Origin of the sequence: Streptomyces sp. NPDC008163 (assembly GCF_042956885.1) — a bacterium.
GTDB classification, from domain to species: Bacteria; Actinomycetota; Actinomycetes; order Streptomycetales; family Streptomycetaceae; genus Streptomyces; species Streptomyces drozdowiczii_A.
In genome coordinates, this window is record NZ_JBIBHG010000019.1 from 1 (window position 1) to 21,479 (window position 21,479).

A 21,479-nucleotide genomic window follows, 5' to 3' on the forward strand; every position below is an offset into this window, starting at 1 on the left:
CCGGTCCGGCAGTAACGGCTCGATCCTCGCCCACTGGGCGTCAGTCAACGACACACATCACCCAACGATCAGATGATCCGAAGGAAACGCTCTAGCGCGCCGCATCCGCTTGCAGAGGCTCCGGATTTCCGCCCCCGCAGACCCCCGCCGCACCCGCGCACGGCTCCGTGCCGCGCGGACCCGCCGACACGGTCAGGGGGACCCCGTTCGACCGCAGCACTTCGCGTACGTCCAGGATCAGGGAGAACACCTCGTGGTTGCGGTCCTCGCCCTGCTCGTCCCACGCCCGCTGCTCCGCCTGGACCGCCATGCGGTCCTGCGCGAAGATGCGCTCGGTGAAGCGCCGGATGAGGGGCGCGGCCACGGTGAGCACGGCCGGCACGCGGGGCTTCTTGATCATGAGCAGCCCGTATACATGGCAGGCGCGCTGGTCGGCGCCCACGGGCACGTACGCCGCCCAGAGGCTGAAGACCGGCTGGTCGGCACCCTCCGGTACCAGATCGAGGGTCTGGTACGGGTACGCGGTGCGGATGGTCATCACGTCGCGGGAGCCGCCCGAGATCCCCTCGGCCGCCAGCACGCTCGCCCCGGCGTTGCGCTTGCCTCCGGCGTGGGTGAACAGATACCTGGCCTCCACCGACCGGCCGTCGCCGCGCTGACCGATGAGCTCGGGACGGAGCCGGCCGACGACACCCTGGTGCAGGAACTGGTGGTTCATGTCCAGCAGGTTCTCGTGCATGAACGAGTAGTGGCAGCGCACGATCCGCGAGTACGTCAGCGTCTTGTACTGCCCCGAGCTGAAGGCGGGCAGCTCCGGAAGCGGGGTGGACCGCGCCTTGTCCGGATCGCCGGGAAAGACGAAGACCAGACCGTACGCCTCCCGCACGGGGAAGCTGCGCACGCCCCGGGGCGGCCTGCGGTCCTCCTTGGTCAGATACGGGATCTGCGAGATGCGCCCGTCACCGCGGTAGGCCCACGCGTGATACCGGCACCGGAGCACGTCACCCTCCACGACGCCCATGCTCAGCGGAACCTGCCGGTGCGCACACCGGTCCTCCAGCGCGTGGACCGCCCCGCTCCTGCCCCGGTACAGCGCGAGACGCTCACCGGCGAACACGGCCGCGACCACCTTCCCGACGCGCACCTCCCGGGTCAGCGCCACCGGGTACCAGTAGTCCGGATCAGCACCGACGCGCCGCAGATCCACCGCACCGGAGAGGCCCGCCCGCTCGGTCCGCACCACGTCCGCGTCGGTCTTCTCCATGCCTCTCCCTCACAGATGGGTCCCACCCCGCCCACCTCATGATGGCCGCGCCCGCCCCCGCTGCCCCGTCAAGCGCGTCCGGACCAGTGACGGGCAGCCCCGGGCCCGCCGCTGGAGCCCGTGACCAACGAGGAGCCCCCGCAGGACCAGCAGCACGCTGCCGTCCGCTCCGCCCGCCCGGTGACCACTCCACCTGTCGGACTCCTGCGCGCGAAGTTCACCCAGCACCCCGAACTCGCCCAGGTGCTCCTCTCCACCGGGGACGCCGGGATCAGCTGCACCGGCTTCGAGAACTCCTCCTTATGGCGGGACGTCCCGGACGTCCGGGGACGGAGCCGGATGGGCCGGTTGCCGGAACTGACCCGGCCCGACCCGCTCGCGCAGCAGCCGCTCCGGACCTGGTCCGCCGCCGGGGGCGCGCGGTGAGGGCGCTCTTGTGCCGTACCGGTCCCGTGTAGTGGGGTGGCCGCCATGAAGACGAGAAGCATGGCGGCCCTGACCGCGATCCTGGTCGTGGCCCCTTTGATCGCGGTCGCGCCCGGTCCGCGGGCAGCCGCTCAGGCCCGCCCCGGCGGCTCGGCGCGATCCGCCGAATCCGCGCTGGTCGGCGGCATCGACCTCGACACGGTCACCATCCCCGAGCTTCAGGCGCGCATGGCCCGGGGATCGCTGTCCTCGGTGCGGCTGACCCTCGCCTACCTGCGGCGGATCAAGTCCGTCGACCCGAAGATCAACGCGGTCCTGCACACCAGCCCCACGGCCCTGGGGCAGGCGGCGGCCAGCGACATCAGGCACCGCCTCGGCCGGACGCGCGGCCCGCTCGACGGCATTCCCGTCCTGCTCAAGGACAACGTGAACACGCGGGACATGCCGACGACCGCCGGGTCGCTCGCCCTCGCCGGCAAGCCGCCGGCGGCCGACGCGGAGCTGGTCGCCAAGCTGCGGGCGGGCGGCGCGGTGATCCTCGGCAAGGCCAATCTCTCCGAGTGGGCCAACTTCCGTGCGGCCAGGCCGACATCGGGATGGTCGGCGGTGGGCGGCCAGACCCACAACCCGTATGTCCTGGACCGCAACCCCTGCGGCTCGTCCGCCGGATCGGCCGCCGCACTCGCCGCGTCGCTGGCACAGGTGGCGATCGGCACCGAGACGGACGGCTCCATCGTCTGTCCTGCCGGGATGAACGCCGTCGTCGGCCTCAAACCGAGCCTCGGCGTGGTCAGCCCGTCGGGCGTCGTTCCGATCTCCGCCGAACAGGACACCGCGGGCCCCATGGCCCGGAACGTGACCGACACCGCGCTCACCCTGGCGGTCCTCAGCGGCGGCGACCCCGACCCCGGTCTCGCGGCAGCGGCGGTCCGTCCCGGTGCACTGCGCGGCAAGCGGATCGGCCTGTGGCGGCTGCCGGTGCTCGGCGCCGAGGTCGACGCCCTCATGACACGCACCGCCGAGCGGCTGCGGGCCTCGGGCGCCGAGGTCGTGGAGGTGGATCTCCCGTACCAGGTACGCCTGGCCGAACTCGAATTCCCGGCCCTGCTCAGCGAGTTCCACCGGGACATCGACGCCTACCTCGCTACGAGAAACGGGCCGCGCGACCTGGCGGAGCTCATCGAGTTCAACCGGGTCCACCCACAGGAACAGAGCTGCTTCGCCGGACAGGAGCTCTTCGAGCAGGCACTCGCCGCACCGCCCACCACAGACCCGCGATACCTTGCGATGCGCGCCGAGTTGGCGGACCTGTCCCGCCGTTCCATCGACGAGACCATGACCGGGCACCGCCTGGACGCGATCGCCTCCCCGGCCAACCCGCCCGCGTGGACCACCGACTGCGGCCGGGGCGACAACGACGTGATCCCGTCCTCGACACCCGCCGCCGTCGCCGGCTACCCCTCGCTGTCGGTGCCCGCCGGCTTTGTGGGTGAACTGCCGGTCGGGCTGCTGCTCATGGCGGGGAAGGACCAGGACGCCGGCCTGCTGTCCCTGGGGGCGGCGGTGGAACACCGGCTGGACGGGCGGCGTGCGCCCCGGTACCTGCCCACGCTGCCGACCGGCTGAACGGGTCCGGGGGCGGGACGGGGCTGAGTACGTTGATGCGTTCGGGTGAGTAGCCCGGCTCATGAGGAGCTGGGCGGCTGCCGGAGACCATCTCCCCATGAACACTCGGACCCAAGCCAAGCCCCCCGTCCAGTGGTGGGGACCCGCCCCGTCGACTTCCGCCGCGAAGCCCGGAGTTGCCGTGGCAACCGCCCTGCTGGGCGCTGCCACGGCCCTGTCGGTGTCGTGGCTGACCTTCCTGGTCCTGATGGTCTCCGTCTGGGGTGCGGCGTCCGGAGCGGCGGTCGGCGGGCTCCTCGCGGCCTACGCGGCGTGCGTGGTCGGCGCGGCCGCGCTGCTGGCCGCACTGGCCTTCCTGCCGCCGGTACGCCGCATGGCTCCGCCCCGGCGCTGGCTGTTGCTCAGTGCGGTGGCGTGCCCCGTCCCGCTCACGCTGGCTGTCGTGACCTGGGTGAACGTCGGCTGACCGGTCAGCCCATGGGGCGGACCCGGTAACTCACGGCCCGGTAAGGGAAGTCCGCCGTGTGCAGGCTGCCCAGAGCGAAGCTCAGGTCGCTGTCGGTCCCGGGGGCACCGGTACGGCAGTCGGCGTTGAAGAACACGTCGACGTCCACGGCCGCGTAGTTCAGCGCGGAGGCCGAGGGCGCGGCCAGGTTGTGGCACTCGGTGCTGGTGAGATCCACGGACGTGGCCGCGCCCGTCCGGTGCGCGCCGGTGTAGAAGACAACGCCCGGAGACTGCGCGGCGGCGGGCTGAGCGGGGCCCGCGCCGACCGCGAGGACCGCTCCGCAGACTGCGGCGGCGGCCCCGGCGTACCTGCGTTGGTTACGGCTCATCGTGTGTGCCACCTTTGCGTTCGAGAGGGGGAGACTCGATTATTTGCGCCTTCAACCAGATGTGGAAGATCGCTTTTCGGCCATGGGGCTCCCTTCGAAGCGGTGCTGAGCGGTGGCGGTCGCCCGTAGCGTAGGGCGGCATGACTGCGCTGATCATCGGCGGCAGCGGCCTGCTGGGCACCGAGCTGGTGCGCCGGGCCGCTTCCTCGGGCGGGCCCCCGGCCGCCACGTACCACTCCCGCCCCGGCGATCCGGCCCGGGCGGCCTGGCACCACCTCGACCTCCGTGCCCCGTCGCGCCTGGAAGAACTCCTCGACACGGTGGCCCCGACCGCCCTGATCAACGCGGCGAGCGGCAGGGCGGACTGGGCGGTCACCGCCGAGGGCGGCATCCGGCTCGCCCTGGCAGCGGCCGAGCGCGGCATCCGCCTGGTGCACGTCTCCAGCGACGCGGTGTTCTCCGGTGGGGGCCGCAGCCATTACGACGAGTCGTGCCTGCCGGACCCGCTCACCCCGTACGGGGCCGCCAAGGCCGCCGCCGAGACGGCCGTACGCCTCGTCAGCCCCGGCGCGGCCGTCGCCCGTACCTCGCTGATCATCGGCAACGGCCGCTCCGAGCACGAGCGGTTGGTGCACGCCCTGGCCGACGGCACCCGCGACGGCGCCCTGTTCACCGACGACATCCGCTGTCCCGTGCACGTGGCGGATCTGGCCGCCGCCCTGTGGGAGATCGCCCGCTCCGACGCCGCCGGGGTCTTCCACCTCGCCGGCCCGGACGCCCTCAGCCGCCACCAGCTGGGCGAGCTCATCGCCCGCCGGGACGGCCTCGACCCCTCGCGGCTGCCCTCCGCGCGCCGGGGCGATACGGGCCTGCCCGGCGGGATCGACGTACGCCTGGACTGCCGTGCCACGCAGCGGAAGCTCGGCACCCGGCTCCGGGGCGCCCGGGAATTCCTGCGCGCAGGGGGCCCCGCATGACGAGGACCACGCCGGCCCGGCCGGTGTCCGTGGAGGCCCTGTTTCCGGAGCTGGCCCCCTACCGGGCCCGGACGACACGATTGCACCCCAGGCCGGGGCGGCCCGGCGCGCGCGACAGCCATGTCGGCGGTCCGATGCTCTGGCCGGCGGACGAACCGTGGCCGCTGTGCCACGAGCCGCACCGGCGCGAGACCGAAGGGTACGCGCCGGACGAGATCCGCAGCGCCCGCGTCGCAGGCGAGTGGCCGCAGAGCAGGGCGTGGCCCCGCGCGCAGCCTTCCGGAGGCCACGGCCCGGCGCCCTTCGTCGGGCTGGCCCAGCTCTTCCGCCGCGACATTCCGGCCCTCGCCTGCGGGCCGGACGGTACGGACCTGGTACAGCTCTTCCGCTGCCCGTTCACCCACGGCCCGCACCTGGAGCGCCGCTACCACCTGCGTTGGAGGCGGGCCGTGCAGGCGGAACACCTCCTTGCCACGCCGCCCGAAGTGCCCCTGCTGAGATGGGAGCACGAGCTCCCCGAACCATGCGTGCTGCACCCGGAAGAGGTGGACACGTACCCCTGGGCGGAGGGCGACACACTGCCGGCGTCCCTGATCGCGCGCATCGACGCGTGGGACGACGCGCAGGTGGCGGAACACGGACCCGACGCCCCGAGCTACCAGTACGACCTGTCCATCCCTCCCGGCTGGCGTGTCGGCGGCTACCCCAGCTGGGCGTCGACGGGCCCGATGACCATCGACTGCACTTCGTGCGGCACGCCCATGGCGCTGCTGCTGACGGCGGAGGGATACGAGATGGACGGCGGCTCGCACAGCTGGGCACCGCTGGAGGACCGGAACCCGCTGCTTCGGGGGAAGGCTTCGATCCGGGGCGGCGTCTCGGTCGCGCAGCCCACGCGACTCCGTTTCGGCCGGGACCGCGATCTGCACGTCTTCGTCTGCCCGGCGGAGCCCGGCCACGCGCCGCGATGGGTGCTCGCGTAGGCCGACGGCCGCGATTGACACAGACGCGCGGTGGATCCTTGAGCGTGCGAAAAAAGGCATCTGCACCACTTAACGGTGAACCTCGCCGCTATGTCCCTTGAAAAGGCGCCCAGTTGGAAAGGTTGGCCGTGCACCTCAAAGAGGCGCACGGCCAACCCGAGGAGAAGACCTTGAAGCGTGTCTCGTTCCGCCGTACCGCCGGACTGATGGCCGCCGCGGCGGCCCTGATCGCCGGTCCCACCCTGTCCGCCCATGCCGTGACACCCGCCGCCCCCGGCGGACAGCAGACCTACGCCGCACAGGCGCGGTCCGCCGGCCTCACCGACCGGCAGGCCGACGAGCTCCAGCGGCAGGTCGACGCGGTACGCGCCCAGGAGCCCCAGGCCCGCCAGACCTCCGCGAACACCCTCGACATCCCCGGCGGCACCGTCACGCTCCCCGCCCCCGGACGGTCCGAGACCCGCAGCCTCGCATCGCCCGGCACGGCCCTGGCATGCGGCAACGGGCACCTGTGCATCACGGACGGGCGCGGCGTCAACTACGACTACTACCGCTGCGGTTACTACGACTTCAACGGCGTCGGCGACGGCACCTTCAACAACAACCAGACCTCCGGCACCCGCGCCCGCTTCTACAACAGCGACGGCAGCGAACGCTGGTCCCACGTCGCCAAGGGCACCGGCACCGCCTCCTGGACCCCCGTCTTCCACATCCGCCCCTGCTGAACCCCGCGCCTGCCTGCGCCCCGGCTCCGGGGCGGAGGCAGGCGATCGGTCGCAGCCTGTCCGCAACGACCGAGGCGAAGCTCAGGTCTGGGTCACCACAGGTGGGTGAACGCCTCGTCGGCGTCGGCGACGGCCTCGGGGTGGACGGCGCGGGCGGTTCGACCGTCGGCGATCTTCTGCCAGTTGGCGCGGGCGAGCACCCGCTGGACCGCGAGCACCTGGGCGGCGCGCAGGTGTGCCTGGATGCCCGGGCCGAGGGCGTCCGCCAGTGCCTCTTCGTCCTCGTGCTGGTACTGCATGAGCCGTCCCGCCAGGCTCGGTGTGGTGAACACCAGCCGATGGAAGGCCACGACCTCGGGGTGATCGTTGAGGCCGGTGACGGGGTCGTACCGGTCGAGGCCGGACCGGAAGTGCCGGTGCAGCGCCGTCACCGGCCCGATGCCGGGGGCGCGGTCACGCACGACTCGGGCGGCCTCGCCCTGGTGGTCCGCGAACCTGTGCAGCACCAGGTCTTCCTTGGTGGCGAAGTACCGGAAGAGGGTCGGCTTGGAGATCTCGGCCGCCGCGGCGATGTCGTTCACCGAGACGCTGTCGAAGCCGTGTTCCAGGAACAGTGAGACGGCCGCGTGGCCGATGGCGTCACGCGTCCGCTCCTTCTTGCGGGCCCGCAGTCCCGTCGGCTCACTCACGTGACCACCGTAACACTTGTTACCCAGTTGCCTTTTTAACCGAGTAACGTTTTCATGGGTGGCATGAATCAGAGAGACATTCCTCCCGTGCTCGTCACCGGTGCGACGGGCCGGGTCGGCCGCGTCGTCATCGATGAACTACTCCACGCGGGCGTGCCGGTCCGCGCCCTCAGCCGTCGCCCCGAGGCGGCGGCGACGCTCCCGGCGGAGGCCGAGGTCTTCGCCGGTGACCTCACGGTGCCCGGTTCACTCGACCCGGCACTGAAGGGCGTCGGCGCGGTCTTCCTCGTCTGGACCGCCCCGCCTCGGACCGCCGGGGCCGTCATCGAGCGGCTGGCGGCGCACGTGAGGCGGGTCGTCTTCCTCTCCTCCCCGCACCGGACTCCGCACCCCTTCTTCCAGCAGCCCAATCCGATGGCCGTGCTGCACGCCGACATCGAGCGGCTCATCGCGGCCGGCGGAGTCGAGTCGACGATCCTCCGGCCGGGGATGTTCGCGTCGAACGCGCTGGCCTGGTGGGCGCCCGCGATCCGGTCCGGCCAGGTCGTCCGGTGGCCCTACGGCGCTGCCGCGTCCGCCCCGGTCGACGATCGCGACATCGCAGCCGTCGCGGCGCGGGCGCTCCATCAGGACGAGTACAGCGGAGGCGACTACGTGCTCACGGGCCCCGAATCGCTGACCCATGCCGCGCAGGCGGACGTCATCGGCGACGCCCTGGGCCGCCGGATCGCGTTCGAGGAGATGACGCCGGACGAGTTCCGAAGCCTCTGCGCGGGTACGGTGCCCGACTCGGCCGTCGACATGCTGCTCGCCGCGTGGAGCGCGGCGGTCGGGCAGCCCGCGTACCTCACCACGGCGGTCGCCGACATCCTCGGGAGGCCGCCGCGAACGCTGCGCCAGTGGGCCGCCGACCACGCCTCCGCGTTCACGAAGGACGGGCAGGGGTGACGTGGCGGCGGGCAGTGCCCGGTCCGGGCCTGCACCGGGGCGGCGGTCACGGGATCCTCGATCCGGTACGGGCGGGGCGCTCCCAGGTGGTGGGGCGCACGATCTCGGTGATGGGCTGCGGGTGCACGGCCTCGGGGATGCCGAGCAGGGTGCGGCCACGGTGGGCCGCCGCGAGCTGCTCGGCCGCCTCGGACGGCCCCCAGTCGAAGAACTCCAGGGCCTGTTCCGGCGTGGCAAGGACGCGTACGTACGTCTGACCGGTGGCCGGATCGACGGCGGCCTCGCCCAGGCTCGTCAGCACGGCGGCGTAACGGACCCGCGCGCGCGGGCCGGAGGGGTCGGACAGGTACCCGAGGTAGTGGGTCTCGCCGAGCTCGGCGGTGGCTTCCTCGCGGCATTCCCGGACGGCGGTCACCAGGGGATCGCCGCCGTCCTCCGGTTCCGCCGTGCCGCCGGGCAGGCAGGGCGCGCCGGTGTCCGGTTCGAAGAGCAGCAGGACCCGCCCGTCCGGTGCGAAGGCCCAGACCCAGGACTGCCGGACCGTGAGGCCGGCGGGCACGGGCCCGGGGTGGAACGGCAGGTGGTGACAGGCCCGGGCGGTGCCCAGGGCACCCACCCGGTCGAGGACGGTGGGGGCGATCGGGAGTCCGTCCTCCAGGAACACCGGGCCGGCGCCGTTGATACGGGCGCGGAGCGCGGAGAGGACGCGGCGGGCATCGCCGGGGGACATGAGCGAGGGGAGATCGGCCGGCTCGGCGAACTCGATGCCCTCGATCTCGCCCGGCGCGGGCCGGACGGCCGCGATCCGGTCCTCGTCCCAGACGCCCCCGTCGAAAACGTGCAGGAGCTCGCCCGGGAACCGCATCACCGGAGGCGCTGCCCGGCCGGCGGGGGAGACCCAGTCGACGGCCAGCCCACGGGTGACGGCCGCCGCGACGCCCAGCTCCTCCTTCAGCTCACGGGCGGCGCCCCGGGCCGGTGACTCGCCCTTGTCGACGGCGCCGCCGGGCAGCAGGCGGGTCGGCCGGTAGCCGACGCGCTGGAGCAGGACCTGACCGCGCCGGTTGGTGATCAGCACACTGGTGCCGGCCCACAGCGCGGCCGAGGCGCGCAGCGTCCCGTACGCCTCGTCCTTCATCGTCACGCCGGGAGTTTCGTCGGGTGCGGATGCCGTGGTCATCTCTCTCCGTTCCAGCGGGACACGTGTGCGGCGATCTCGGCCCTGGATTGTCAGGTGGTCGAAATCGCCACGCTGTTGATCCGGACCGCCGTCGGCGACGAGGCGATGGCCCTCACCACGCTTTTCGACCCGGCGTCCGCAACCTCCCCGAATATGGTGTAGCCCTCGTCCAGATGTGGTGCCGGAGCGAGAGTGATGAAGAACTGAGAACCGGTGCTGTCCCGGCCCAGATTCGCCATCGCCAGCCGGAACGGCCGTTCGAATCGTCGGTCCGGATGGATTTCGTCGGGTATGCGATATCCGGCGCTGCCGTGGCCCGTGCCCAGGCGGTCGCCGCCCTGGACGAGAAACCCGGGCACCCGACGGTGGAATTCCGTGTCGTCGTAGAAGCCTCCCTTCCCCGGGGCCCCGGTCGACGGGTCGGTCCACGCGCGGCTCCCGTTCGCCAGGCCCACGAAATTGTCCACGGTGTAGGGGGCTTCCCCCGGGTACAGACAGAGGTGGATGTCGCCGTGCTCGGTGTGCAGTACCGCCGTGACGGTTCGGTAGGTCGTCAGGGACGAGGGCAGCGGGCGGCGGGCGGCCGTGTGGCGGATTCGCACCGCGGCGTCGCGCAACGGGTCTCTCAGTGGGTTGAACGTGCTCGGTTCGCCGCGGTCACCGCATCCGAGGGTGCCCGGGGCGCCGCAGGACAGTCCTGGGCTGCCCCATTCCGAGGAGGCGGGGCGGGACTCCACCGGGCCCGGCCCGAGCCAGAGCGGATGGTGCTCTGCCGGGATACGGCGCCGTCCGCTCCAGAGCTCCCGGACCTCTGCCGAGGCGTGCACGAGTAGCTTCTCAAGATCGGTCGCCGCTTGAGCATCCAGTACGCCGCGCATGCTCTCGGTGTCGTGGTACTTGTCGAAGAGCGAGCCGTTGTTGTGCTCCAACGTGAAGCACTGGTCGACGAAGACGCTGTCGGGCAGCTCGTGGAGGACATAGCGCCGGACCATGGCAGCCACGGGAGCCCACGCCTCTCCGCCGAACTCGATGCCCGGTCCGGTGAACGCCTCGGTGGCGAGCTGGAGTGCTCGCCCGTGCCCCAGCTCACGGCGCAGGTACTGCCAGCTGATCCGGCTGTCCCCCACGTTGATCTTCCGAATGAAGTCTGCGAGATCTTGCGGGAGGTGGTCCGTACGGGCGCGTTCGTAGTGGCCGAGCTCGTTGCCGATCACGTTGTCCAGGTGGCCCGCCAGTTCGGCGCACAGGTGGGGCAGCCAGCGGGACAGCCGCGCCCTGGCCGTGTGGTTGCCTTCCGCAGCCAGCCACTCCATGAGGTAGAAGTCGGCGGCGAGCGAGGACGGATCCACATGGTCGACGAACCAGCGCGGGCTGTGGGCGGCGAGTTCCGCGGTCATCGCGGTGAGAGCTCCGGCACGGTCGACGTCACCGTCGAGGTACCTGGCCCAGTGCCGTTCGGCTACGGAGTGGAGCCGGGGATACCGCCACTTGGTGCCCAGTACGTCGACGCAGGGACGGTGCCCGGGAGCCGCCGCGCGTACCAGGTGGCCGGCCGTCATTTCGACAAGCACCTTGGTCAGGATGACGCGCAGACGGCGCTGGTACGGAGCGGTGCCGGGCAGACGCGCGGCGAGTTCGGCCGAGAGATGGTCCCGGCGCGTGGCCCCGCTCTTCAGCTGTGCCCAGCTCAGCATGGTCAGAACGGCGTCCGCGAGCGTCGATCCGCGGAACCGGCGGCAGTCCGCGTGGATACCCGTGATTCTCCCTGCGGCAGTCAGGAAGCCCACGCCGGGCAGGGAGGGGGCCAGGGGCACCAGGTAGAGGTTGAGCGTCTGCTCCGTCTCGTCTGTTCCGAGCGCCGCGCAGAGCGGAGCCATGTAGCGCTCGGGCGGGAGGATGTCACGTATGCGCGCGGCCGCCTCCTCCCGGATCTCCTCGAAAAGGGGCAGGGCGGCGGAGAGTTCGGGTGCCGTTGCCGTCAGGGCGGCGGCGACGAGCTGTGTTCCGGGTGCCAGGTCGTCGTCCGTCAGTGTGCGCAGGTCCTCCGGCCGGCGGGCGGTGGCCAGGAAGTCGGGCAGGTTGGCATGGACGGTCGGCGCCCATGCCTCCAGCCCGTCGAGGAACAGCGTTGCCTCCGGTGTGACAGGTCGAGGCACGAAGTTCAGTTCCCAGGAACCACTGCGCCCGATGAGTTCGCGTTGCAGTGCCAGGAAGAGGTCCAGAGTGTCACTGCGCCGCTGACGAAACCTCATGCCGCTCCTCCTTGCCGGCCCGAGTCCGTGAGCAGCCCGGATTGCCGCAGTTCTGCGATGACGCTCCGGCACCTCTCTTCGGTCAGCTCGGCGAATACGGGCGCCTCGCCCGACAGCCTCAGCGCGCATTCGGTCACCGTCTGCTCGGACCGTCCGTGGCTCAGACCCCACAGCAGCGCCGCTTCGGGCGTCAGGCGGACGTGCCGGCCCCCGGGCTGGATCAGCATCACCACGTCGTCGTAGACGCGGGGGAAGAGCGACGGCGCCCTGTGGAGCGGGCCGTCCCCCGATGACCAGGCCGGCCAGCGCCCGAGGTCGACGCCATGCCAGCCCAGGGTTGCCGCGGCGATCAGACAGGTCTGGGTGAACGACGTCAGCGCGCTCAGTCCGGTGCGGCCACCGGACGCGGATGCCAGCGGGTCGTCACGCAGAAGGCGTCGGAACTCCGCGAACGGGAATCCGTCCGGGCCACTACGGGCCAGTTGCTGCCACACCCACTTCTCGCCGTGGTAGAGGTCCCCGCCCGCCGCGGCCAGCGCCTTGCCGGCGCAGACCAGCGCACGTCGGGCCGTGTGCGCGGCCGGATCGAGGTCCATCGGGTCGTCCGACTGGCGCAGCCCGACACAGTCCTCGGCCGCGAAGTAGGCGGCGAGTATCCAGTTGTTCATGGCCACGCGGGCGAGGCGGAGGGGCTCATCGGCGAGCTGCTGCCGGAGCGCGGTCAGGGCACCTGCGTCCGTCACGATGCTGCCCGTCCAGAGCCGGATGACCAACGAGGTCTCCTGCGCCGAGAGCGGCCTTCCCGGGCGGTCCGAGCACAGCCGCGTGGTGAGCACCCTGTCGACGAGCGCCTCCAGCGACTCCAGGGCCAGATGCTGTACGTCAACCCGGATGTCGTCGGCGAACAGCTGTTGCCGCTTCTCACCCGTGCGAGAACCGACCAGATAGATATCGATGTCGCTGGTGGCGCTGCCCAGCCCGACCACCGTGCTGCCGGCGAGAAACGCGGCATCCGCGTGCGACGACGCGGCCAGGCGGGACGCGATGCGCCGGCCGAGGCGGACCCGGTCATGGGCCGATGTGTCTGTTGCCATGCCTGCACCACACCTTTACCAGCCGGGGTTCTCGGGGAGCGCGAGCCCGAGGTATTTGCCGTCGTCGGACACCATCACACCGGCTCGGCAGCACTGCTCGAAGAGGGCAGTCACCTCGTCCTCGGTGACGGGCATGTCCCTCGCCGCCAGTTGCCGGGCCACCGCCGCGGCACCGCGCGGTGAGTCGCCGCATGCCTCGTAGGCATCGGCTTTCCAGCCCGCGAGGACGGCCCGCTTGGGCTGGTCGGTCCTGCGGTCGATCAGGGTCAGCTTGTCCGGCAGGCGCTGGTAGATGAGGCTGGGCTTCGCCTCGGAGAAGCGCAGCTGCCAGTCCGCGATGGCGTCGTGCATCGCCCCGACCGTCTCGTGGGAGCAGGTGCCCGATGCCTCGTAGTCGAAGAAGTAGGCGATCTCCTGATGGTCCAGCGCGGGCGGATAGACATGGCGGTAACTGGCCCGGGGCCGGATGTCACTGATCGGGAACGACGGATCGGTGAAATAGGGGCTGAAGCGCTCCAGCCAGATCCTGCCGCAGCCGCCCGGCGGTTGCAGGTGGTGCAACAGCGGGATCACGCGCAGCTGTTCCGCGTAGTCGTCCTCGGTCTCACCCGGGAAACCCGCCAGGATGTTCCACGAGACGTCGATCCCGTAGTAGCCGGCCCATTTGAGGAGCCGGATGTTGAGCAGCTTGCTCGCACCCTTGCGCATCAGCGTCAGTACATGGGAGCTGAGGCTCTCGATACCGGGCTGGATGCGCAGCACCCCCGCTCTGCTCAGGGTCCTGAGCTGTTCCCTGGTGAGGTTCGCCTTCACCTCGAAGAAGAGGTTCACGTCCCAGTGCCGTTCGGCGAGTTGAGCGCAGAACGACGAGAGGTACTCCATGTCGAGGATGTTGTCCACGGTGTCGACGTGCACGACCGGATAGTCGCGGAGCAGCCCGGCGAGCTCGGTGAAGGCGCGAGCACCGGACTTGGCCCGGTAGGCCATGCCGAGCGCGTTGAGGCCGCAGAAAGTGCAGTGGTGCTTCTGGCCCCACCAGCATCCGCGGGAGAACTCCACCGGCAGCCGTACCGGCGCCCTCCCCAGCAGCCGGGTGCGGTCGAAACGGTCCAGCCAGGCGAAGTAGTCCCGGTAGTCGGGTGTGGGCAGTTCGTCGAGCGCGTTCGGACGCTGCGCGTCGGTGGAGGGGGGCAGTTCCGGGACGGCCTGGCCGTGGACGCCGGGAATGGGGGTCTCCGCGCCGTCCGCGATGGCGTTCAGCAGGGCGGGGAACGCGAGGTCGCCCTCGCCGGTCACGACGTGGTCCAGCCAGGGCAGCTTCCGCGCGTACTCGGCACCCATGTCCCCGTCGAAGTTCGCACCCCCGTAGACCAGCGTGACGCCCGGGTGACATTGCTTGATGGCCTTCCCCAGGGCGAGGGAGGCCGTGTTCTGCATGAACGTGGATGTGAAGCCGATGACGTCGTATTCCCCCCACACCGGCTTGGACGCACACTCGGCGATCCAGTTGGGCAGGGTGTCCCGGCGGGTTGTCATGAGGTTGTCGAGTCCCTTTCCGGTCAGCTCTGCCCAGATGGACTCGACTTCCGGGTACTCGGCGAAGTAGTCGCGGTCGGCGGTCACCTCACCGAACGCGGCGTAGGAGAAGAGCCACTCGCCCAGCAGGTGGAGCCGCTCGGACGCGATGTTCGCGATCGAGTCGTAGGCGTTGCTGCCGAAGAAGGCGGCGAACTCGATGTTGAGGTAGTGGCTGTCGCAGTGGTGGCCCGCCCGCCTGGTGATGGACTGCAGCAGGCCGCACTGGATGGACGGCGCGTGAATGCGAGCCCACGGCATGTTGACCAGGGCGACGCGCAGCGACCTGCTGGGCGGCGTACCGGGCTGCGGGTGGTCCTGGCCCCGATGCCTCGGCAGCGGCAGATGGATGACGCTCAACGGTTCCCCCAGGATTGTGGGCGTGTGTCAGTCACTCGAAGTCGTCGTGGCCGAGCCTGCTCGCTCGGCGAGCCTGAAGGAGTATCGACAGCGCGGCGATGACCGTGAATCCCGCACCGGCGAGGATTTCGAGCCCCAGGTCGGCGAGCCAGGGGCGCCCGGCCAACCCGGCACGGATCGCGTCCAGGCCGTGTCGCGCGGGCAGCACTTGGCCGATCGCGTCCACCCATTTCAGCCGGCCGGGCGGGACGATCGCGCCGCTGCACAGCATGACCAGGTACGACAGGACGTTCGGCGCCAGTACGTCGGCCCGCTTGCCGACGGTCATCGTTGCCCCGGCGAGTCCCAGCACACTGAGCGTGAGCGCGATGACCGCATACACCCACGCCCAGGGCAGCAGCCGGAGGGCGAAGCCCGTCAAGCCCAGCAAGGGTGCCGCGATGGACGCTTGGAGCAGGAGAAGGAGCCACCCCATCACGGGGTAGGGCAGCGCTCGGGCGAGCTGGGTCACTGTGGGGGACGGCCTGCCCGTCCTGACGCGGGCGAAGGTGGCGTACTGCTTGTCCAGGACGGGCACGGCCACGACGCCGTTGACGTTGGAGCCGCTCAACGCGAGCACCAACGATCCCGCGAAGGCGTACTCGCGGTGGCCGGGGCCGGCGAGGACGCCCGCCAGTGTCGTGAAGAAGAGGATCTGCAGGATTCCGCGCGGCAGCGTGGCGGCGAGCAGGCTTCGAGGCGAGCGCAGGGCCCGGTACTCCAACCACCCCATACGCGCGGCCTCAGCAGCCCACCAGGCCCGGGAGGGGCGTGCCGCGGCGGCTTCAAGCGAGGTCAAGGGTCCCCTCCCGTCGGGCCACGTCGACGGATCCGCGGTAGGCGAGCCCTGCGACGGAGAAGTAGACGAGCGTCAGGACTGTCGCGACGCCCAGCGAGGAGAGAGCGACGCCGCCGGTGGACGCACCCACCAGGAAGTCCTTGATCCAGTGGAGGCTGATCAGTTCTGGCACCCAGCGGAGCCACCGCGGCAGTACGCCTGTGGGGATGAGGAGCCCACCGAGCGCGAAGACCGGATACATCAACGCACTGGACCAGACGAGGCCTTCGCGGGTCACGAGGAAGAGACAGGACACCAGTGCCCCCAGACTGGTGCCCGAGCACACCAGGACCAGGAGGGCCACGGCGATCCACACGGGATGAGAAGCCTTCAGGGGAAGTCCCAGCGCGGCCGCCGTGAGGGTGGTGCTGACGAGGATCGCGCCGACGCTGTAGACCGTGGCACCGAGGCTCTTGCCCAGGAGGACCAGATACGGTGACCACACTCCGGAGACGCAGCGTGCGAGGGTGCCGTAGGTGCGCTCACGGCGCAGGACGCCTCCGCTCATCCACACCGTGGACCCCCACAGGGCGGTCAGCATGACGGCGACGACGCGTTCCGTCGCGTGGTCCGGAGCCGGGCGGCCGGTCTCCACCGTGATGACCAGGAACACGGCGGGCAGAATGGCGGAGTTGACCAGGAGCAGTGGATTGCCGCGCATGGCCCGCTGCTCCGTACGGAGCGCGATGAGGAACATCCATGTGGCATCCCTCAACGGGCTCCCCTTGCCGTGCTGCCGCTCTCCAGCCGCGCGGCCACCTGAGAGTAGACGTCCTCGAGCCGGACCGGATCTATCGCGACGTCCAGGACGCTGGACCGGGCCAGCGCATGCTCCAGGAGGCCGAACGAGCCGATGCTCCAGTCCCGTACGTGGAGCCGGAGGGTCCACGTACCCTCGGACTCGACGACGCTGCCGACAGCCATATCGGGCGAGGACAGCGCGCTGCCGTCCGGTGGGCTGCCGGTTCCCCGTACCGTCACTGTGGCGGTGTAGCCCGCCATCCGGGCGAACTCGTCGACCGGGAGGTCTGCGGCCAGCCCACCGTCGGCCAGGATGATCACCCGGCCGGCGAGGCGCTCGATGTCGAGCAGATAGTGGCTCGTGAGCAGGACCGACACGCCGGTGGCGCTCAGCAGGGCAACGGTGCCGCGCAGCCGGTCGGCCTCGACAGGGTCGAGGCCGACCGTTGGTTCGTCGAGGAGCAGCACGCGAGGCTCGCCGATCATGCCGATGGCGATGTGGAGGCGCTGGCGCATGCCCCGCGAGTAGGTCTCCACCGCTCGGTCGGCCGCATCGAGCAGGCCGACCTGGTCCAGCGCCGCGTCCACCTTCGCGTGCAGACCCCTCCTGCCGACACCGGCGAGCATCGCGAAGAACCGCAGGTTGTCACGGCCGCCCAGCTTGGCGTACAGGCCGCGGTCGCCGCCCAGCACGACACCTGTCATCCGTCGCACCTCCCGCAGGTCACGGGTGACGTCGTGGCCGAAGATCCGGGCGGTGCCCGTCGTGGGCAGCAGCAGGGTGGCGAGTATTTTGGTGAGGGTGGTCTTGCCCGCTCCGTTGGCGCCCAACAGACCCACCACCTCACCAGCGGCGACCTGGAAGCTGACGTCGCGCAGGGCCGTGATCTCCCGGCCGCGGTCGACGAAGGTGCGGCCGAGCTCTTCCACGACGATCGCCGGCTCGCTCACAGTTCCTCTTCGGTCGCAGTGGCATGGTCCGCGCCCCGGCACCCGGCGGCCTGTGCGGCGGCGAGCCTGGCGAGTGGGACCCGTGGGGGTGCGCAGGAGACGTAGTCGAAGCCGGCCTCGGCGAAGAACCGTACGGCCACCGCGTCGGCCGCCTGCTCACCGCACACGCCGAGCCGCATGCCGGGCCGTACCGCTCTCGCGTCGTGCACGACCCGACGTGCCAGTTCCCCGACGGCCTCGACGTCCAGAAGTGCGAAGGGCGATTCGGCGAGGAGGCCGATGTTCTGGTACGCGGGCAGCAGATGGCGTTCCGCGTCATCGCGGGAGAGACCCCAGACCAGTGCGGTCAGGTCGTTGGTGCCCAGCGAGAGGAAGTCCGCGTGCCGGGCGATCGACGAGGCCAGCAGGGCGGCCCGTGGTGTCTCGATCATCGCGCCCAGCGGTATGCCGGCCTCGGCCCGGGACGTGCCCAGCTGCGCGCAGACGTCGGCCATCGTGTCCCCGATGAAGTCCAGCTCCTCCGGTGTGCTCACCATGGGAACCAGGAGTTCGGGCCGCGGGTCGCGGCCCGCCCGGCGCAGCGCGAGGGTCGCTTCGATCAGCGCCCTGATCTGAATGGCCGTCAGCATGGGCAGCAGGACGCCGGTCCGCACGCCGCGCACGCCCAGCATGGGGTTGTGCTCGTGCAGGCGGCGCACGATGCCGAGCCGGTCCTTGTCGGACGGGTCATCGAGCGCCGCCGAGGCAACAGCGCGCTCGGTGAGGTCGGGAAGGAACTCGTGCCGCGGGGGGTCGAGCAGGCGGATCGTGGCGGGGAGCCCGTCCATGGCGACGAGTACATCCGTGAGCTCGGCACGCAGGAAAGCCCGTATCGAAGCGAGGTCTTCCCCCATTTCCGGGCCGGGTCGCGACAGCAGGACACGCTGGAGCACCTGCTGCCGCTCGCCGAGGAACATGTGCTCCAGTCGGCAGAGTCCGATCCCGGCCGCACCGAGTGCCCGTCCGGCGGCGGCGTCCTCGCCGCTGTCCGCGTTCACCCGTACCGAAATCCCGGGCAGGCCGGACAGCGCGCCGTCCAGCCACCCGGGAAGCTCCACAGCCGGGCGGTGCTGGATCTGCCGCCGACTCGGGCCACCCCGGTAGAGCACCCCGGTGGTGCCGTCCACGGTCACCTCGTCGCCGGCCCGGAGGACGTCGCCTCCCGGGGTGCGCAGACACGCCTCGTAGCTGTCGAGCGCGCCGCCGACGAGGGCGGCGACCGCCGGCAGACCGAGCCCGCGTGCCACCACGGCGGCATGCGCCGTTCGTCCACCCCGCTCGGTCACGACGGCCGTCGCGGACAGGAGGCCCGGCAGGTCTTGCGGCTTCGACTCGGTGAGGACGAGGACCGGCCGCTCGCCGTCCTCCTTCGCGGCGACGGCGGCGGCCGCGCTGAAGACCACGGTCCCCGTAGCGACGCCGGGGGACACACCGAGACCGTGCGCCGCGACAGGCAGCCCGTGCGTCTCCGTTGATGCGGAACGCGCCTGCTCGACGTCCTGTTGCCGGACCAGTGAAACCGCCTGGGCGGGGGTCAGACTGCCGAGTTCGTAGCGAGCTGCCACGGCGGACAGCCGGGCGGCACCGTGCAGGGGGGCGGGGGTCTCGCGGATGACGCGCAGGCGGCCGCGTTCGACGACGAATTCCACCATCGCGGGCCAGTCGAATGCAGCCTCGGCAGTACGCAGTGCCTCTCTCACCCCAGGGCCCCAGGGCTCCGTGTCGATCAGATCCCCGAGGTCCGTGCCGCCCGCAGCCAGCAACTGGGCCCCGGATCCTCCCGCGAGGTAGGAGCCGGTCACGCCCGGCGTGCCGGTTGACGGGTCGTGGGAATACGCGAGTCCGCTGCCTCCGTCAGGTCCGCACCACACCGGCTGGCGCCCCAGCATGATGCCGGCCGAGCCGTCCGCGGACCTGGTCAGCACCCTGAGCATGGTGGTCACCTGCTCAACCGGGTTCTCCGGCAATGTGGCGGACGGGTGTACGGCAGCGAGCGCGGCTGCGAGTTCGCCCCGGCGCTCCGAGGCGAACTCGTCACCCGCGAGCCCTGCCAGCCAACGTCGGCCGACAGGGCTCAATCCGAGAAATGACATGCCCCTGGCCGTAGAACGGGGGAGCCATGCCGCCAGGAAGATGGGGTCGTCCGCGCTCCCGAAGCGACGGTCGGGATCGAGATCGGCGATCGCCTCATAGATGAGGTCGTCAGTGGCGTCGACGGGCAGCCGCAGTACTGAGTCAGCAGCAGGCCCGTTCGGCAGACGACTGATGACCACGCGTGGTGTTCCCCTCCTGCAAGGGAAAGGTTCGATACCGACGGCGCCGGCGAACCTCCGCGGACGGCATGCCCGGAACACGGTCCGAGGCATGCACGGGGATCGGACGTTACCGCTCTACGAACTCTGAACGGACGCCGAGCAGGTACACGCGGTCATCCAGGTCATTGGCATCCTCCAGGGGGATGGGGGAGAACTCCAGCTCGGCCAGATCGGCCGGCTCCTCGACGTTCGACTTTGATGTGTCCATGGCTCGGACGCTACCGCCGGGGCCTGTCTCGCGACAACAGAAATGACTTATTTAGCAAAGAAGTTGCTCGATGTTGACCCTTTGAAGGCGTCTTGGACTAGCACCTTGCATGCGCCTGTTCCTCGCCCGCGATCACCGGAAGGGATGTGCTTCCCAGCCTCAAGGCCGCGTCGGCAAGCGGGCCTCCCGCCCTCCGCCCTGACACGCACCGCGTACAGGCCCTCCGCCGTATGCTCGGCCGGGTGCGCATTACCAAATACACCCATTCCTGTGTCCGGTTGGAACACGAAGAAGGCGGGACACTGGTCATCGACCCCGGCATCTGGAGCGAACCGCAGGCGCTCTCCGGTGCGGATGCGGTCCTGGTGACCCACGAACACGCCGATCACGTGGACCTGCTGCGGTTGAAGGGGCTGGGCGTACCCGTCTACGCGCCCAGGGCGGCGCGGATGCCGGGTCTGGATTTCGTCGGCGTCGAGGCCGACGAGGACTTCACCGCGGCCGGTTTCCGGGTCAGGGCCCAGGGCGGTCGGCATGCGCCCACCTATGGCGAACGACCGGACTGCGTGAACTTGGGCTACGTCGTGGAGAACAGCCTCTACCATCCTGGCGACTCGCTCCACGTCCCCGACCGGCCGGTGAAGAGCCTGCTGGTACCCCTGCAGGCATCGTGGCTGCGAACGGACGACGCCATCGACTTCGTCCACGCCATCATGCCCGAAAGGGTGTACGGCATCCACGAAGCTCAGCTCAACGAGCGCGGGTTGAGCAGCGTGGACGGCTGGTTCGGCGAGGAGTTCGGTCGCCGCTACCGACGGCTCGCGCCGTGCTCCTCGGCTGATGAATGAGCCGCTCGCCCTGTTCACCGTCACGCGCTCGCGGCAGCCGGGACGCCTGAGCACCATGGCCAGGCCCCGCGGCCGCGAGCAACTGGCAGCGGATATGGCAGCCCTTCGTGGATCGGGTGCCGACATTCTCGTCTGCGCGCTTCCTGACTCCGAGCGTGCTGAGCTCGGCCTGGCCGATGAGCCCCGCCTCGCGCGGGCCGCGGGGCTGCAGTTCGTCTCGCTGCCCATTCCCGATCTGACAGTTCCGCCGATGTCCGTTGTGCTGCCGGTTCTGCGGAGTCTCACAGAAAGCCTCCGGGCCGGAGCACATGTCGTCGCGCACTGCCGCTGCGGCATCGGGCGGTCTTCCTTGATCGCGGTGGCCCTGTTGATTCTGGACGGAACCACGCCGGAGGTCGCCTGGGCGTCCATGGAACGGGCCCGCGGCGCGCGGGTGCCCGATACCGTGGAACAGCGCGAGTGGACGCTGGAGCTCTTCCGGCTCGTCGCTTCCGGTGGGTAGCGGTGGCCCGAGCGCTGGCAGCGGCCGTCCTGGGGCCCGTCCCGCGGATCTTCGTGGAACAGT

21 protein-coding genes are annotated in these 21,479 nt (G+C 70.7%); 9 read left to right on the forward strand and 12 right to left on the reverse strand.

What is annotated here, in order from left to right; all coding sequences use genetic code 11:
• Positions 1 to 91: 91 nt before the first annotated feature.
• On the reverse strand, positions 92 to 1,264 hold the full coding sequence (locus tag ACFZAT_RS31590) for a Rieske 2Fe-2S domain-containing protein (protein WP_391269045.1): 1,173 nt from the start codon (positions 1,262 to 1,264) through the stop codon (positions 92 to 94).
• 120 nt (positions 1,265 to 1,384) lie between these two features.
• On the opposite strand from ACFZAT_RS31590, the gene ACFZAT_RS31595 reads away from it, so the two are divergent.
• From ACFZAT_RS31595 to ACFZAT_RS31605, 3 genes are all read left to right on the forward strand, one after another.
• Positions 1,385 to 1,690, forward strand: a complete 306-nt coding sequence (locus ACFZAT_RS31595) for a hypothetical protein (protein WP_391269047.1) — start codon at positions 1,385 to 1,387, stop codon at positions 1,688 to 1,690.
• A gap of 45 nt (positions 1,691 to 1,735) precedes the next feature.
• Positions 1,736 to 3,316, forward strand: a complete 1,581-nt coding sequence (locus ACFZAT_RS31600; protein ID WP_391269049.1) for an amidase family protein — start codon at positions 1,736 to 1,738, stop codon at positions 3,314 to 3,316.
• Between the two features lie 181 nt (positions 3,317 to 3,497).
• Positions 3,498 to 3,782: a hypothetical protein gene (locus ACFZAT_RS31605; protein ID WP_391269051.1), complete on the forward strand. Its 285-nt coding sequence runs from the start codon at positions 3,498 to 3,500 to the stop codon at positions 3,780 to 3,782.
• Between the two features lie 4 nt (positions 3,783 to 3,786).
• Here the strand turns inward: ACFZAT_RS31605 and ACFZAT_RS31610 are convergent, their stop codons facing one another.
• Complete coding sequence (locus ACFZAT_RS31610) at positions 3,787 to 4,152, reverse strand: hypothetical protein (protein ID WP_391269053.1); 366 nt, start codon at positions 4,150 to 4,152, stop codon at positions 3,787 to 3,789.
• 140 nt (positions 4,153 to 4,292) lie between these two features.
• On the opposite strand from ACFZAT_RS31610, the gene ACFZAT_RS31615 reads away from it, so the two are divergent.
• The 3 genes from ACFZAT_RS31615 (at position 4,293) to ACFZAT_RS31625 (ending at position 6,837) form a co-directional block, all read left to right on the forward strand.
• A complete protein-coding gene (locus ACFZAT_RS31615) occupies positions 4,293 to 5,129 on the forward strand; it encodes a sugar nucleotide-binding protein (protein WP_391269055.1) in 837 nt (278 codons plus the stop codon).
• Between the two features lie 23 nt (positions 5,130 to 5,152).
• On the forward strand, positions 5,153 to 6,112 hold the full coding sequence (locus ACFZAT_RS31620; RefSeq protein ID WP_391269204.1) for a hypothetical protein: 960 nt from the start codon (positions 5,153 to 5,155) through the stop codon (positions 6,110 to 6,112).
• Positions 6,113 to 6,240: 128 nt separating this feature from the next.
• On the forward strand, positions 6,241 to 6,837 hold the full coding sequence (locus ACFZAT_RS31625; RefSeq protein WP_391269057.1) for a hypothetical protein: 597 nt from the start codon (positions 6,241 to 6,243) through the stop codon (positions 6,835 to 6,837).
• Positions 6,838 to 6,929: 92 nt separating this feature from the next.
• Here ACFZAT_RS31625 and ACFZAT_RS31630 read toward each other — a convergent pair whose 3' ends face one another.
• Positions 6,930 to 7,526, reverse strand: coding sequence for a TetR family transcriptional regulator (locus tag ACFZAT_RS31630; RefSeq protein WP_391269059.1), 597 nt, complete (start codon positions 7,524 to 7,526; stop codon positions 6,930 to 6,932).
• Positions 7,527 to 7,589: 63 nt separating this feature from the next.
• Here ACFZAT_RS31630 and ACFZAT_RS31635 point away from each other — a divergent pair, with 63 nt between their 5' ends.
• The gene (locus tag ACFZAT_RS31635) at positions 7,590 to 8,474 is read left to right on the forward strand and encodes an NAD(P)H-binding protein (protein WP_391269061.1); all 885 of its coding nucleotides are present in this window, start codon (positions 7,590 to 7,592) and stop codon (positions 8,472 to 8,474) included.
• A 46-nt stretch (positions 8,475 to 8,520) separates the two neighbouring features.
• Here ACFZAT_RS31635 and ACFZAT_RS31640 read toward each other — a convergent pair whose 3' ends face one another.
• The 9 genes from ACFZAT_RS31640 to ACFZAT_RS31680 all read right to left on the reverse strand — a co-directional run bounded on the left by ACFZAT_RS31640 (position 8,521) and on the right by ACFZAT_RS31680 (position 20,066).
• Positions 8,521 to 9,612: an NUDIX domain-containing protein gene (locus ACFZAT_RS31640; protein ID WP_391269205.1), complete on the reverse strand. Its 1,092-nt coding sequence runs from the start codon at positions 9,610 to 9,612 to the stop codon at positions 8,521 to 8,523.
• 92 nt (positions 9,613 to 9,704) lie between these two features.
• Positions 9,705 to 11,906, reverse strand: a complete 2,202-nt coding sequence (locus tag ACFZAT_RS31645) for a peptidylprolyl isomerase (protein ID WP_391269062.1) — start codon at positions 11,904 to 11,906, stop codon at positions 9,705 to 9,707.
• Entirely contained in the window at positions 11,903 to 13,000 is a 1,098-nt protein-coding gene (locus ACFZAT_RS31650; RefSeq protein WP_391269063.1) for a hypothetical protein, read from the reverse strand. Before ACFZAT_RS31650 ends, ACFZAT_RS31645 begins: the two co-directional genes overlap by 4 nt.
• Positions 13,001 to 13,015: 15 nt before the next feature.
• Positions 13,016 to 14,935 carry a RiPP maturation radical SAM C-methyltransferase gene (locus ACFZAT_RS31655; RefSeq protein ID WP_391269066.1) on the reverse strand — a complete coding sequence of 640 codons (1,920 nt, stop codon included), beginning with the start codon at positions 14,933 to 14,935 and terminating at the stop codon, positions 13,016 to 13,018.
• Positions 14,936 to 14,966: 31 nt separating this feature from the next.
• On the reverse strand, positions 14,967 to 15,773 hold the full coding sequence (locus ACFZAT_RS31660) for an ABC transporter permease (RefSeq protein WP_391269068.1): 807 nt from the start codon (positions 15,771 to 15,773) through the stop codon (positions 14,967 to 14,969).
• The gene (locus tag ACFZAT_RS31665; protein WP_391269071.1) at positions 15,760 to 16,527 is read right to left on the reverse strand and encodes an ABC transporter permease; all 768 of its coding nucleotides are present in this window, start codon (positions 16,525 to 16,527) and stop codon (positions 15,760 to 15,762) included. The genes ACFZAT_RS31660 and ACFZAT_RS31665 overlap by 14 nt, the downstream gene beginning before the upstream one ends.
• On the reverse strand, positions 16,524 to 17,504 hold the full coding sequence (locus tag ACFZAT_RS31670) for an ATP-binding cassette domain-containing protein (RefSeq protein WP_391269073.1): 981 nt from the start codon (positions 17,502 to 17,504) through the stop codon (positions 16,524 to 16,526). Before ACFZAT_RS31670 ends, ACFZAT_RS31665 begins: the two co-directional genes overlap by 4 nt.
• Complete coding sequence (locus ACFZAT_RS31675; RefSeq protein ID WP_391269075.1) at positions 17,501 to 19,477, reverse strand: putative PEP-binding protein; 1,977 nt, start codon at positions 19,475 to 19,477, stop codon at positions 17,501 to 17,503. The genes ACFZAT_RS31670 and ACFZAT_RS31675 overlap by 4 nt, the downstream gene beginning before the upstream one ends.
• Positions 19,478 to 19,925: 448 nt before the next feature.
• Positions 19,926 to 20,066, reverse strand: a complete 141-nt coding sequence (locus ACFZAT_RS31680; protein ID WP_391269076.1) for a hypothetical protein — start codon at positions 20,064 to 20,066, stop codon at positions 19,926 to 19,928.
• A gap of 230 nt (positions 20,067 to 20,296) precedes the next feature.
• On the opposite strand from ACFZAT_RS31680, the gene ACFZAT_RS31685 reads away from it, so the two are divergent.
• Both ACFZAT_RS31685 and ACFZAT_RS31690 read left to right on the forward strand, forming a co-directional pair.
• Positions 20,297 to 20,914, forward strand: coding sequence for an MBL fold metallo-hydrolase (locus tag ACFZAT_RS31685; protein ID WP_391269078.1), 618 nt, complete (start codon positions 20,297 to 20,299; stop codon positions 20,912 to 20,914).
• On the forward strand, positions 20,907 to 21,416 hold the full coding sequence (locus ACFZAT_RS31690) for a tyrosine protein phosphatase (protein WP_391269079.1): 510 nt from the start codon (positions 20,907 to 20,909) through the stop codon (positions 21,414 to 21,416). Before ACFZAT_RS31685 ends, ACFZAT_RS31690 begins: the two co-directional genes overlap by 8 nt.
• The last annotated feature ends 63 nt before the right edge of the window (positions 21,417 to 21,479 follow it).

Coding starts and splice junctions, on each gene's coding strand:
- ACFZAT_RS31615 (WP_391269055.1), top strand. CDS start 4,293: ATGACTGCGCTGATCATCGGCGGCAGCGGCCTGCTGGGCACCGAGCTG.
- ACFZAT_RS31645 (WP_391269062.1), bottom strand. CDS start 11,906: ATGAGGTTTCGTCAGCGGCGCAGTGACACTCTGGACCTCTTCCTGGCA.
- ACFZAT_RS31600 (WP_391269049.1), top strand. CDS start 1,736: ATGAAGACGAGAAGCATGGCGGCCCTGACCGCGATCCTGGTCGTGGCC.
- ACFZAT_RS31640 (WP_391269205.1), bottom strand. CDS start 9,612: ATGAAGGACGAGGCGTACGGGACGCTGCGCGCCTCGGCCGCGCTGTGG.
- ACFZAT_RS31690 (WP_391269079.1), top strand. CDS start 20,907: ATGAATGAGCCGCTCGCCCTGTTCACCGTCACGCGCTCGCGGCAGCCG.
- ACFZAT_RS31685 (WP_391269078.1), top strand. CDS start 20,297: ATGCTCGGCCGGGTGCGCATTACCAAATACACCCATTCCTGTGTCCGG.
- ACFZAT_RS31635 (WP_391269061.1), top strand. CDS start 7,590: ATGAATCAGAGAGACATTCCTCCCGTGCTCGTCACCGGTGCGACGGGC.
- ACFZAT_RS31610 (WP_391269053.1), bottom strand. CDS start 4,152: ATGAGCCGTAACCAACGCAGGTACGCCGGGGCCGCCGCCGCAGTCTGC.
- ACFZAT_RS31675 (WP_391269075.1), bottom strand. CDS start 19,477: ATGCTCAGGGTGCTGACCAGGTCCGCGGACGGCTCGGCCGGCATCATG.
- ACFZAT_RS31590 (WP_391269045.1), bottom strand. CDS start 1,264: ATGGAGAAGACCGACGCGGACGTGGTGCGGACCGAGCGGGCGGGCCTC.
- ACFZAT_RS31680 (WP_391269076.1), bottom strand. CDS start 20,066: ATGGACACATCAAAGTCGAACGTCGAGGAGCCGGCCGATCTGGCCGAG.
- ACFZAT_RS31650 (WP_391269063.1), bottom strand. CDS start 13,000: ATGGCAACAGACACATCGGCCCATGACCGGGTCCGCCTCGGCCGGCGC.